10 protein-coding genes are annotated in these 11,997 nt (G+C 66.2%); 7 read left to right on the plus strand and 3 right to left on the minus strand.

The features are described 5' to 3' along the window. Positions 1-147: 147 nt before the first annotated feature. Together PGP17_RS08130 and PGP17_RS08135 are read left to right on the plus strand one after the other, a co-directional pair. Positions 148-1,632, plus strand: coding sequence for an amidohydrolase family protein (locus PGP17_RS08130; RefSeq protein ID WP_270374916.1), 1,485 nt, complete (start codon positions 148-150; stop codon positions 1,630-1,632). 154 nt (positions 1,633-1,786) lie between these two features. Then, complete coding sequence (locus PGP17_RS08135) at positions 1,787-2,611, plus strand: penicillin-binding transpeptidase domain-containing protein (RefSeq protein ID WP_270374917.1); 825 nt, start codon at positions 1,787-1,789, stop codon at positions 2,609-2,611. A 7-nt stretch (positions 2,612-2,618) separates the two neighbouring features. Here PGP17_RS08135 and PGP17_RS08140 read toward each other — a convergent pair whose 3' ends face one another. Together PGP17_RS08140 and PGP17_RS08145 are read right to left on the minus strand one after the other, a co-directional pair. Next, the gene (locus tag PGP17_RS08140) at positions 2,619-3,674 is read right to left on the minus strand and encodes a Kelch repeat-containing protein (protein ID WP_270374918.1); all 1,056 of its coding nucleotides are present in this window, start codon (positions 3,672-3,674) and stop codon (positions 2,619-2,621) included. Between the two features lie 76 nt (positions 3,675-3,750). Next, complete coding sequence (locus tag PGP17_RS08145) at positions 3,751-4,431, minus strand: superoxide dismutase family protein (RefSeq protein WP_270374919.1); 681 nt, start codon at positions 4,429-4,431, stop codon at positions 3,751-3,753. 289 nt (positions 4,432-4,720) lie between these two features. On the opposite strand from PGP17_RS08145, the gene gyrA reads away from it, so the two are divergent. Genes gyrA through PGP17_RS08165 form a run of 4 tightly spaced genes read left to right on the plus strand, consistent with a single transcriptional unit; the run spans position 4,721 to position 9,477 of the window. Next, complete coding sequence (gene gyrA, locus PGP17_RS08150) at positions 4,721-7,468, plus strand: DNA gyrase subunit A (RefSeq protein WP_442915141.1); 2,748 nt, start codon at positions 4,721-4,723, stop codon at positions 7,466-7,468. 27 nt (positions 7,469-7,495) lie between these two features. Continuing rightward, positions 7,496-7,990 carry a pantetheine-phosphate adenylyltransferase gene (gene coaD / locus PGP17_RS08155; protein WP_135943439.1) on the plus strand — a complete coding sequence of 165 codons (495 nt, stop codon included), beginning with the start codon at positions 7,496-7,498 and terminating at the stop codon, positions 7,988-7,990. Next, positions 7,987-9,021 (plus strand): peptidylprolyl isomerase, encoded by a 1,035-nt coding sequence (locus PGP17_RS08160; RefSeq protein WP_270374921.1) that lies wholly within the window; start codon positions 7,987-7,989, stop codon positions 9,019-9,021. The genes coaD and PGP17_RS08160 overlap by 4 nt, the downstream gene beginning before the upstream one ends. Positions 9,022-9,024: 3 nt before the next feature. Continuing rightward, on the plus strand, positions 9,025-9,477 hold the full coding sequence (locus PGP17_RS08165; RefSeq protein ID WP_135943441.1) for a peptidylprolyl isomerase: 453 nt from the start codon (positions 9,025-9,027) through the stop codon (positions 9,475-9,477). Between the two features lie 37 nt (positions 9,478-9,514). On the opposite strand, the gene PGP17_RS08170 is transcribed toward PGP17_RS08165, so the two are convergent. Beyond that, positions 9,515-10,471 carry an endonuclease/exonuclease/phosphatase family protein gene (locus PGP17_RS08170; RefSeq protein ID WP_270374922.1) on the minus strand — a complete coding sequence of 319 codons (957 nt, stop codon included), beginning with the start codon at positions 10,469-10,471 and terminating at the stop codon, positions 9,515-9,517. 101 nt (positions 10,472-10,572) lie between these two features. Between PGP17_RS08170 and queA the strand changes: the two genes are divergently transcribed. After that, positions 10,573-11,640, plus strand: coding sequence for a tRNA preQ1(34) S-adenosylmethionine ribosyltransferase-isomerase QueA (gene queA, locus PGP17_RS08175; RefSeq protein ID WP_442915142.1), 1,068 nt, complete (start codon positions 10,573-10,575; stop codon positions 11,638-11,640). Positions 11,641-11,997 lie beyond the last annotated feature (357 nt).

Below are 11,997 nucleotides of genomic sequence, written 5' to 3' on the forward strand. Positions count from 1 at the left end.
TCCAGGGTTAGATGCAGGCAGGGTGGCGGCGGGATGAATCCTGCATCCAGATTTTTCATGTCATCCCGATTCCGTTCTGCCGGCATCTAAGCGGCGAAGAAGCATGGGGCCGATCCCGGCCGGTGCGGCGAAGAAAGGAATTTCCAGATGAAGATGTTGAGCCTGTCGGCGCTCGCCCTCATGGCGCTTGCTGCGCACAGCCCGGCCGCGGCCCAGGACGCGGTCCGGATCGAGGGCGTCACGGTGATCGACCCCGCCACCCGCGCGGTGATGACGGGACAGAGTGTGACCGTCGACGACGGGCTCATCGCCGCCATCGAGCCGAGCGCGGAGGCGGATGCGGCCTTCGACGGACGACGCATTGACGGGCAGGGGCGCTATCTCATCCCCGGTCTGATGGACATGCACGTCCACACCAATGTGTCCTTTGTCGCGGAAACGAGTTTCGCGCTGTTTCTCGCCCACGGGGTGACCGGCGTACGCGACATGGCCGGCGATTGCTGGGAGCCGCAGAGCGGGCCCTTCCTGTGCCGCGAGGACCTGTTGCGCTACGACGCGCAAATCCGTGCCGGCGAGATCCCGGGCCCGGATCTGCTCCGGCTCTCCAGCGCTTTCGTGCAGAGCAACCCGACCGGGCATCTGCCACCGGATCATGATCCGCTCTATACGCCTGCCACGGCCGAGGAGGGGCGGGCGCTGGTCGACTATCTGCACGCGCGCGGCGTCGATCTGATCAAGCTCTATCACGCGATTTCTTCCGCCGCCCTTGACGGCGTGATGCAGCGCGCGGGCGAGCTGGACCTGGAAGTCTCAGGCCATATTCCCTTTGTCGTTTCGGCCGGGGAGGCTTCGCGTCTCGGCATGCGCACGATCGAGCACGCCACCGATATCGTGACCGATTGCAGCGGGTTCGGCGAAACCTATCGCGCGCGGATCCGTGCCGTGCTCGCCGGCGAAGCGGAAGCCGAATGGCCGGACGATGCCGAGCGGCTGTCGCAGACCGTCGCGACTTTCGATCCGGACCGCTGCCAGGAACTGATGGCGGAGCTGGCGGAAAACGGCACCTATTTCGTGCCGACGCACGGGACGCGGGAGATGGATATGCGCGCCGGCGAGCCCGGGTATCGCGCCCATCCCGCCCGGATTTACCTGCTGGAACCGCATCTGCAGGAATGGGAGCGGGATCTGGACCGCACCGCCGGCGCGCCGGAGGAGGTCCGCAGCCATTATGGCGACTTCTACCGGCTGGGACTTCAGGTCACTGCGATCGCGCACGCAGCCGGAGTGCCGGTCATGCTCGGCACCGACGCCAACGACACGATGATTGTGCCGGGCATCAGCGTACACGAGGAGCTGGCGCGGCTGGTCGAGGCCGGGCTGAGCCCGATGGACGCGCTGCGGGCGGCGACGCACACACCGGCGCGCTATCTCGGACGGGAGGACCAGCTCGGCACGATCCGGGTCGGCGCTGAGGCCGATCTGCTTCTCCTGGCCGACGATCCGCTAGTCGAGATCGGCCATACGCGTGGCATCGAGGCGGTGATCAGCAATGGCCGGGTCTACGACCGGGCGGCGCTTGACGGGCTTCTGGCCGATGTGGAACGCCGGGTCGGCAGTCGCGGACAGGAATAGGGGCCGGTATGGGCCGGGCGGCGCGGGGCGTGACGCCTCGGCCCCCGGCTCGCCGATCCGCCGACCCGATAAAGCCCTGAGGCCGCCTTGGCTTCGCCCCTATTGCTGGCAAGCGTGCGCCCCTCATGCAGGTTTCAGGCAACAGGAGAATGGAATGGCGAGATGGTTGGCCGCGGCGATTGCGGCATTGGCTTTGACGGGCGCGATCACGGTGACGGCGGAGGGCAAGGTCCGGGCAGAGGGATTGCCCCCGGCGCCGGATGCGTTGAACGGCGTGCTGGAGCAATTCGATGTCGATGGCGCGGTGCTCGTGCGGCGCCTCTCGGACGGTGCGGAGTGGAGCGGAGGCGGAGCCCGCATCGATGAGCGCTTCGTGCCGGCCTCGACTTTCAAGATTCCCAACTCGCTGATCATTCTTGAGACCGGCATCGTGACCGATATCGAAGCCGACATCGTGGCCTGGGATGGGATCGAGCGCAGGCCCGGCTGGGATCAGGACCAGTCGTTGCGAACCGCTTTTCGTCGGTCTGCGGTCTGGGCCTATCAGGGCTGGACGCGGGAGATCGGCCACGCTGAGGAGCAGCGTCTTGTCTCGCTCTTCGGCTATGGCGACGAGTATATCGGTTCGCCGGACGAGGTGGATGTGTTCTGGCTGAGAGGGCCGCTGACCATCACGGTGCGCGAACAGGCCGGGTTTCTATCGCGGCTGCATGCGCGCACTCTGCCGGTTGAGGCAACGCACATGGAAACGGTGATCGGCCTTATGGAGGACGATCGCGGGGAAGGCTGGATCCTGCGCGGCAAGACCGGCTGGGCCAATCCGCAGGGTGGCGATCTTGGCTGGTATGTCGGGTGGCTCGAAGCGGGCGAGGAGACCTACGTCTTTGCCGTCAATTTCGACATGACCAATCCTGACGTGCAAAGCCCGCAGCGTCAGGAAATCGCCCGGGCCGCGCTGGAGGCTGTCGGCGCCTTCTAGCGTCTGCTTACGGCCTGAAAACCTCGACCGCCGCGCTGGTTTCGGTTCCGCCAGCCTGCGCGGCGCCGCCAATCGTGTAGATCGCGCCATCGAGCGCGACGGCGCCGAGGCCGTGGCGCGGCGTGGGCATGCGGGTCGCCTCGCGCCAGCGGTCTTCGCGCGTGTCATAGGCCCAGACCTGGTCATAGACCCCGCCTCCCTCACCAAACCATTCTCCACCGAAGGTGAAGATCGTCCCGTTCACCTGCGCGGCGGCGAGCCCGCCGGCCCCGCGCGGACCGGCTGCCGGGACGGGCAGGGGCGCCAGCGCCGACCATCGCCCGGCCCCCAGATCGAAGGCCTCGTGTACCGGCGTATTGCCACCGCTGACCGTGCGCCCGCCAATCACGTGAAGCACGCCGTTCACCAGGACGCTGGCGGCCGAATTGCGCGCGGTCGGCGCAGGCGTGGCCGGCTGCCAGTCTTCATGTCCGGCGCGCAGGACGATGTGAGCGTTCACATCCGCGTGGTCGGTCCAGCGCTGGTTCGCACCGGACTGGGGACGCCGGCCGGTGACCAGATGAATGCTGTCGCCCGATACGGCGCTGACCGTCTCGGCGAGCGGTTGGGCCATCGGCTCTTCCTCCTGCCAGCGGTCTCCGGCAGGGTCGTAGGACAGAATTTCGCGCCGCATCGACCAGAGGTCGCCGCCGTCTGACGTGAACCCGCCGATCGCCATCAATCGCCCGTTGAAGCCGATGAGCTGGGGGTGATGGATCGGCACCGGGAATGAGGCGTGCTCGCGCCATTCCGTATCGCCGGGCGCCCAGGAGAGGAACCGGTCGGATATGTTGATGGCGTCGGGACCGAGATCGGGCGTGAGACCGCCCAGCACGTAGATCCGACCGTCCAGAAGACCCGGATAGATTTCCTGGACCCGCAATGGCAGTCCGGGCGCCTCGCTCCATCCGGCGGGCGTGGTCTGGGCGCCGGCCCTGGTGCCTGGCAGGGTGCCGGGCAAAGCGGCCGAGGCGGCCAGGGCGGCGGTCGAAACGGCAAAGCCGCGGCGGGTGAGAAGGGGCATGATCGATCTCCGGCCTGACAACAAAAAAGGCCCGGCCATGATGGGCCGGGCCTTCTTCAAAAATCCAGTGCGCGAGTTATTGAGCCGCGCCGATTTCAGCACACAGGATGCGGGCACCCGCACCGCCAATGGGCTGGGATTCGTAGTCGTCGGGGGATTCGTGAATGACGACCGCGGAGCCGTCCGCGTCGAGGAGGGACGGCGCATCGGTCTGACCGCTCAGGCTGACCCGTGTCGTGTAGGCCTGGGCGCGCAGCGTGCCATCGTCACCGACCCAGATATTGGGCAGGTCCGCATTGTCCGGCCCGTCGGCGTTCAGGAGGCCGTGTTGGTTGCCGCTCGGATTGATGTGGCTGCCCGAGGACGTGAAGTCGTCGGCCGAGCAATCGGCAGTTTCGTGCAGGTGCGCGCCGTGCCAGCTGCCGCGAGCGTCCTCGCCGATGCCATCGGCTTCGATCTGGACCACAACGCCTTCCGGACCCTGGTGGAAGGTGACCATGCCGACTTCATTGCGGTCGCGGTCGATCAGCGTGGCGGTCGTCCGGTCCATCGAGACACCCATCCCGTCCTGGCCCGGGTCGGGCGCCGCCATCGTGTCGTCCTGAGCGACGTCGGCATCACGGGTCAGGGCTTCAGCTTCGCCCGACATGTCCTGGTTATCGCTCTGGGCGCTGGCATCGACGCTCTGGCCTTCGCCGCACGCCATGATGGCAAGGGCGCTGGTCGCAAGCAGGGCGGTGAGGGTAGTGCGGGACATGGTAGGCTCCTTGGAGTAAATGCAGGTCATATGTCTGCCCAACGCGGCAACCTGCGCGGAAGTTTCGTGACCTGGCCCGAAATGCTGACAGCAGGGCGCGTTTGCCGCAAGGCCTGCCTCTTGGTAGACCCTTTCCTTCAAGTTCCTGTCGTGATTCCGCGACGGGGCGAGACTGCTTCGCGTCCGCGCCCGTTTCGCGTGCTCACGTACCCTGACACTGACGATCAAGGATGACCCCGGCTTGAGCGATACACCGCCTGAAGATCCGGCTCTCGACAGCCCCGAGCCCATGCGCCCCGAAGGGCCTTCGGTGACCATCGAAGACGAGATGCGCCGAAGCTATCTCGATTACGCGATGAGCGTGATCGTGAGCCGCGCCATCCCCGACGCGCGCGACGGCCTGAAGCCGGTGCACCGCCGCATTCTCTGGTCGATGCACGAGCAGGGCTATACCCACGACAAGCAGTACCGCAAATCGGCGCGCGTCGTCGGTGACGTGATCGGTAAATACCACCCGCACGGCGACCAGGCCGTGTACGACGCGCTGGCGCGCATGGCCCAGGATTTCTCCATGGGCCTGGTGCTGCTCGACGGTCAGGGCAATTTCGGTTCGGTCGACGGCGATCCGCCGGCGGCCATGCGTTACACCGAAATCCGGATGGACAAGCCGGCCGAGGCGCTGCTGGCCGATATCGACAAGGACACGGTCGACTTCCAGGACAACTATGACGGATCGGAACATGAGCCGGTCGTCGTTCCGGCGCGCTTTCCCAACCTTCTGGTCAACGGCGCCGGCGGTATTGCCGTCGGCATGGCGACCAATATTCCGCCGCATAATCTGAACGAGGTCTGTGACGCGGCGCTGGCGCTGCTCGACAATCCAGACATTACCGATAGCGAGCTCATCGAAATCGTGCCCGGTCCGGACTTCCCGACCGGCGGCGAGATCCTCGGCCGCTCCGGCGCGCGCAAGGGCCTCATCGAAGGGCGCGGATCGGTCATCATCCGCGGCAAGTGTACGGTGGAGACCATTCGCAAGGACCGCGAAGCGATCCTCATTCACGAGATTCCCTTCCAGGTGAACAAGGCCTCGATGATCGAAAAGATCGCGGACCTGGTTCGCGAGAAGCGCATCGAGGGCATCTCCGACCTGCGCGACGAATCCGACCGCTCGGGCATGCGCGTCGTGATCGAGCTGAAGAAAGACGCCAACGCCGACGTCATCTTGAACCAGCTTTACCGGTGGAGCCCGTTGCAGGGCTCGTTCGGCATGAACATGCTCGCCCTGATCGGCGGCAAGCCGCAGCAGGCCAGCCTGAAGACCTTCCTTCAGACGTTCATTTCCTTCCGCAAGGAAGTGACGGCCCGGCGGGCGAAATTCGATCTGAAGAAGGCCCGCGACCGGGCCCATATCCTGATCGGCCTGGCCGTGGCCGTGGCCAATATCGACGAAATCATCCGCCTGATCCGCGCGGCGCCGGACCCGGCGACCGCCCGTGAGCAGCTGCGTGAACGCCGCTGGCCGGCGGCCGATATTGCGGCGCTGGTGGAACTGGTCGCCGATCCGCGCTCGGTCATCCGCGATGGTGAAATCCGGCTGACCGAAGAGCAGGCCAAGGCCATTCTGGACCTGCGCCTGAACCGCCTGACCGCGCTCGGCCGCGACGAGATCGGCGAAGAGGCCCAGAAGCTTGCCGAGCAGATCGCCGACCTTCTGGATATCCTGAAGAGCCCGCGGCGGATCGTCGAGATCATCCGCGAGGAGCTGAACGATTCCAAGGAGAAGTTCGGTGTGCCGCGCCGGACCGCCATCGTCGAGGGCGACCTCGAGATGGAGGACGAGGATCTCATCCCGCGCGAGGACATGGTCGTCACGCTGACCCATGGCGGCTATGTCAAACGCACGCCGCTGAGCCTGTACCGGGCGCAGCATCGCGGCGGGCGCGGCCGTGCGGGCATGGCGATGAAGGACGAGGACTTCGTGGCGACGCTGTTCGTGGCATCCACGCACGCCCCGCTGCTCTTCTTCACCTCCGACGGGATGGTCTACAAGACCAAGACCTGGCGCCTGCCCCAGGGCGCGCCGAATACGCGCGGCAAATACCTCACCAACATCCTGCCCTCGATCAATGAAGGGGCCTGGGTGACCTCGGTCATGGCGCTGCCCGAAGACGAGGACGAGTGGGGCAATTACGACGTGATGTTCGCGACGATCGAAGGCTCGGTCCGCCGCAACAAGCTGTCCGACTTCGTCCAGGTCAACCGCAACGGCAAGATCGCGATGAAGCTGGACGAGGGCTCCCGCATCCTCGATGTGCGTCTGTGCAACGAGAACCAGGACGTGCTTCTGGTGTCGTCGGCCGGCAAGGCGATCCGCTTCCCGGTGACCGATGTGCGCGTGTTCGCCGGCCGCTCGTCCACCGGCGTGCGCGGCATCCGGCTCAAGGGCGATGACCGCCTGATCTCGATGGCCATTCTCAATCATGTCGATGTGACGCCGGACGAGGCGCGCGCCTACCTGAAGCATGCCACGGCCATGCGCCGGGCTGTCTCGGGCGAGGACGAACTTCCGGAGGTCTCCGACGATCTGGACAGCGGCGAGACGGGCGAAGACGTGGCCATGTCGACCGACCGGATCGCGGAACTCGGCGGCGCGGAAGAATTCGTTCTGACCGTGGCGCAGGACGGGCTCGGCAAGCGGTCTTCCGCGTATGACTACCGCGTCATCGGCCGCGGCGGACAGGGTGTCGCCGCGCACGATATGAGCAAGGTCGACGAACTGGCCGCCTGCTTCCCGGTGACTGACGGCGATACGGTGATGGCCGTGACCGATGGGGGGCAGCTGATCCGTTTCCCGGTCGAGACGGTGCGCATCGCCGCGCGTGCGACGAAGGGTGTGCGCTTGATTCGCCTTTCCGAAGGCGAGAAGGTCGTCTCCGTCGTGCGTGTTGCGGAGAATGATGACGGCGAGGACGGCGAACCGGAAATCAGCGCCGAAGGCGATGGCGGCACCCCGCCGGAGGCTGGCGGGCTTTAACTGGCTTTTGCGAAGGAAGGCGTGCCCATGAAGGAACGCATCGCGCTCTACCCGGGCACGTTCGACCCGCTCACCAATGGCCATCTGGACATTATCGGCCGGGCGGTGAAGCTCTACGACAAGCTGGTGATCGGCGTCGCGATCAATGAGGGCAAGGGTCCGCTGTTCAGCCTGGACGAGCGCGTGGACATGGCGCGCGAGCTGGCCAATGGCGTGAAGAGATCGACCGAGATCGAGGTCCGCCCGTTCGAGGGGCTCCTCATGCATTTTGCCGAAGAGGTGGGGGCCAACTCGATCATCCGGGGTCTGCGCGCGGTGTCCGACTTCGAGTACGAATTCCAGATGGTCGGAATGAACCAGCGCCTGAACGCCGAGATCGAGACCGTCTTCCTGATGGCCGACCCGCGCCACCAGGCTGTGGCGTCGCGCCTGGTCAAGGAAATTGCCAAGCTGGGCGGCGCGATCGATGCCTTCGTGCCTCCGCTCGTCCGGGACCGTCTGATGGAGAAATATCCCAAATGAGTTCGTTTCCGCGATCTTCCCTGACCGCTCTGGCAGTGGTCTTCGCCCTGACCGCAAGCGCCTGCGCCGACGATGGCGCGGAGTCCGGCGCCCGGAGTGACGCCTCTGAAAGCACTGTGACGCAGGAGACTGCGAGCGAAACGGCCGAAGGCGCGCCGTCCCGGGATGCCGGCGCGGAGCCCGCGCCCGAACCGGCGCCAGGCGAGGACATCATCGCGGCGTCCGCGCCCGGTGACTGGCGCACCGTGGATCCTGCCCGCCTGCTGGTGATCGAGACCGGACGCGGCCCGATCTATGTCGAGACCGCGCCGGAATTCGCGCCGAACCACGTGGACCGCATGGAAGAGCTCGCGCGGATGGACTGGTTCCGCATGAAGGTCTGGCACCGGGTGATCGACGGCTTCATGGCTCAGGGCGGCGGCGCGCTCAGCGATCCGACCGCCGCGCCGGACCTGCCGCCGCTGGAGGCCGAGTTCACGATCATGCGCGGGCCAGAGATGGAGATCACGGAGGTGCAGCAGCGCCGCGTCAATCCGCGCAGAGGCAGCGCCGAAGCGATGGCGGGCTTCTGGATGGGCATGCCGGCGGGGACGCAGCCGATCGCCCAGGCCGCCATCCGTGCCGACGGACAGGTGGAAAGCTGGCTTCTGCATTGTCCGGGCACGGCGGCCATGGCCCGGACAGCAGATCCGAACTCCGCCCGCGCTCAATTCTATATCGTGCGCGACGATGCGCGCCATCTGGACACGCAATACACGCCCTGGGGCTATACCCGCGCCGGACTGGATATCGTTCAGGCCCTGCCGGTTGGCAGCCTGTCTGACGATCCCTATTTCGAGCCGGATTATATCCGCAATATCGTGCCTGCGACCGAACTCGACGCTGGCCAACGCCTGACGATCGAAGTGATGGATACCACCTCAGACACGTTCCAAGCCTATCTCGACGCCGTTGCCCTGGCGAATAACGGCGAGCTTCCCGACATTTGCGACATCGAGGTTCCGGTGCGCATTCAAGACCCTACGGAGTAACCCTTGGCCGATACAGAAAAGAAACTCGTCTTCACGCTCGAGACCGGAAAGGTCACGATCAAGCTGCGCCCGGATCTGGCGCCCAAGCACGTGGAGCGCATCACCGAGCTGGTCGAGGAGGGGTTCTATGACGGCCTCGCCTTCCACCGTGTCATCGACGGCTTCGTGGCCCAGGGCGGCTGCCCGAAAGGCACGGGCACCGGCGGCTCCGGCCAGAAAATCCCGGCGGAGTTTTCCAGCGAACCGCATGTGCGCGGCACCATGTCGATGGCGCGGACGGCCGATCCGGATTCGGCCGACTGCCAGTTCTTCATCTGCCTGGATGCCGTCCCCTATCTCGACAACCAGTACACGGTCTGGGGCGAAGTCGAAGAGGGCATGGAACACGTCGACCAGCTGCCCAAGGGCGAGCCGCCGCGCAATCCCGGCAAGATCGTCAAGGCCGAAATGGTCTAGCACTCAAAACCCCGGCGCTCGCGCCGGGGTTTTTCGTTTACCAACCCTTGCAAGCGTGGACTGCCGCCATGACAGGGCGGTGATCGGAGCCGACGTGCGGCCCCACCCGCACGGCGCCGGCGCAGAGGCCCGGACCGAGCCAGACATGGTCGATCCCGATCACCGGAACCGGGCTGAGATGCCGGGACGGCCAGGTACGCCGGGCGATCGTGACGCGTTCCAGCGGGGCGAGCTCTGCCTCCAGGTCGCGCATCAGAACGCTTCCCTGAGACACGTTGAAATCCCCCATCAGGACAAGATTGTGTTCGGGCCGCGCCGCCAGCCAGGCGGCCAGCCCCTCCACCTGGCGGCGATGGCGGGATTCATTGACCGGACGAGCGAGATGAACGGCCACGATCGTCACCGGCTCGCCTTGCAGCGTGGTCGATAACCAGGCTGCAGGAAGAACCTCCTCGTCCACGCAGCCTGCATCGTTGACGGGCAGGCGGGTCAACAGGCGGACGCGCCAGCGACAGCCGACCTGGTTTGGATGGCTCGTTTCGATCCGGTCCAGTGTCCGCGCGGCTGCGCTGCTCACTTCCTGAAGCGCGATCACGTCGAAATCGCCGTCGGCGAGGAACCGCCCGGCCGCGTCCGGATCGGTGTTGCCGGCCCAGACATTCAGTGTGACCAGCCGCAATGCCTCGGCCGGAGCCTCGGCCGGAGCCTGGCTCTCGGGAAGAGACTGCGAGCTCGTCCGCAGCCATGCCCAGGGGGTTGCCGCGGCGATCAGGCCAATTGCCAGAACAAGGGCCGTGATCCTGGCGGGCCACCAGCGCGGCGAGCGGAGCAGGCTCAAGCCGGCGAGTGTGACAAGACCCGCTGCAACGAAGAGCGGCCAGAGCATCGCGACGATATCCGCGCGGATCGAGACCAGCCCGGCCAGTCGCGCGGCGAAGGCGAGGGCAGGCAGGGCGATGAGCCCGGCAAGGATGAGGGTCTTTACCCGGGACACGGCGACTATCTCTTCGTGGAAGGTGAGTGCGGCGAATGGCTGGCCGCGCCCATAGGCTTGACCTATACGGCAGGAAGATGGCCAGCGAGTTCCTGCGTGCGATGAATCTTTCCGATTTCGATTTCGACCTGCCCGAAGACCGGATCGCGCTGCGGCCCGCCCGGCCGCGCGACAGCGCGAGGCTGCTTCATGTGGGCGCCGACGGTGCGCTGTCCGATCGCGGCGTGCTGGACCTGCCCGAGCTGCTCATGCCGGGCGATTTGCTGGTCTTCAACGATACGCGCGTCATTCCGGCGGCGCTGGAGGGGGTGCGTCCGGCCCGGGCGGTCGGGGGAGGCGGTCCTGCCCATATCGAGATCAATCTGCACAAGCGCGAGAGCGAAGCGGTGTGGCGCGCCTTTGCCCGCCCGGCCAAGCGGTTGCGCGAAGGCGATACGCTGGCCTTCGAAGGCGGCCTGGGCGCCGTGGTCGAGGGTAAGACGGATGGCGGCGAGGTGACGTTGCGCTTTGACCGGGCCGGCCCTGCGCTCGACCGCGCGATCGTGGAGGCCGGCGCACCTCCGCTGCCGCCCTATATCGCGTCCAAGCGCAAGCCGGATGCCGCCGATCTCGAAGACTACCAGACCATCTATGCGGCTCCGGACAAGACCGGATCGGTGGCGGCGCCGACGGCGGGGCTGCATTTCACCGACCGCTTGATGGAGGCGCTGCGCCTGCGCGGCGTGAAGAGCGCGCAGGTGACCCTGCATGTGGGCGCCGGCACCTTCCTGCCGGTGAAGACCGAGAATGTCGCCGAGCACACCATGCATTCGGAATGGTACGAGATCGGCGAGGAGGCCGCACAGGCCATCGCGGAGACCCGGGCCGCGGGCGGACGGATCATCGCAGTCGGGACGACCTCGCTGCGCACGCTGGAAAGCGCAGCCGGGGAGGACGGGACGATCCGGGCCGGTTCGGCGGAGACGGCGATCTTCATCACGCCGGGCTACCGCTTCAAGCTGGTCGACGGGCTGATGACGAATTTCCACCTGCCCAAATCGACGCTGTTCATGCTGGTCAGCGCGCTCGCCGGGCTCGACACGATGCAGGCCGCCTACGCCTACGCGATCGCACAGGGCTACCGCTTCTTCAGCTATGGCGATTCGAGTTTGATCTGGCGGGCGGAGTAGGGGGCTTGGAGCCGTAGGGGTCGTCGCGGTCCCGGGTCCGCTGCGCGGCCCGGGATTTCAGAAATTATAATTTGCTGAAACCCCGGCCGACCGGTGGGGAGAGCCGGGGCCTCTGGGAGAGGTATGAGTCTGCCATCCGATGCTTCGAGGGCTGCTGCGCAGCCACCTCAGCATGAGGGAGGGGGTGGGGAGTGCCAGCGCTTCCCGGCTTGACTGGGGATCCAGAGATCGTGGAACGCCGTCATCCAGGGACGGCACCCTGTCCTCTCCTGGGCCTCGACTTTCGTCGGGGAGCGCCGGGGCCCCGAGTGCGGGAGGTGCGAGCAAAGCGAGCCTCGAAGGGTCGGATGACGGGCT

The organism is Marinicauda sp. Alg238-R41, assembly GCF_947331485.1.
In the GTDB taxonomy this organism is placed as follows: Bacteria; Pseudomonadota; Alphaproteobacteria; order Caulobacterales; family Maricaulaceae; genus Marinicauda; species Marinicauda pacifica.

What these genes read in the sequence shown, in the direction of transcription:
- PGP17_RS08130 (WP_270374916.1), top strand. Translation starts at nt 148, where the DNA reads ATGAAGATGTTGAGCCTGTCGGCGCTCGCCCTCATGGCGCTTGCTGCG.
- PGP17_RS08135 (WP_270374917.1), top strand. Translation starts at nt 1,787, where the DNA reads ATGGCGAGATGGTTGGCCGCGGCGATTGCGGCATTGGCTTTGACGGGC.
- PGP17_RS08140 (WP_270374918.1), bottom strand. Translation starts at nt 3,674, where the DNA reads ATGCCCCTTCTCACCCGCCGCGGCTTTGCCGTTTCGACCGCCGCCCTG.
- PGP17_RS08145 (WP_270374919.1), bottom strand. Translation starts at nt 4,431, where the DNA reads ATGTCCCGCACTACCCTCACCGCCCTGCTTGCGACCAGCGCCCTTGCC.
- gyrA (WP_442915141.1), top strand. Translation starts at nt 4,721, where the DNA reads ATGCGCCCCGAAGGGCCTTCGGTGACCATCGAAGACGAGATGCGCCGA.
- coaD (WP_135943439.1), top strand. Translation starts at nt 7,496, where the DNA reads ATGAAGGAACGCATCGCGCTCTACCCGGGCACGTTCGACCCGCTCACC.
- PGP17_RS08160 (WP_270374921.1), top strand. Translation starts at nt 7,987, where the DNA reads ATGAGTTCGTTTCCGCGATCTTCCCTGACCGCTCTGGCAGTGGTCTTC.
- queA (WP_442915142.1), top strand. Translation starts at nt 10,573, where the DNA reads ATGAATCTTTCCGATTTCGATTTCGACCTGCCCGAAGACCGGATCGCG.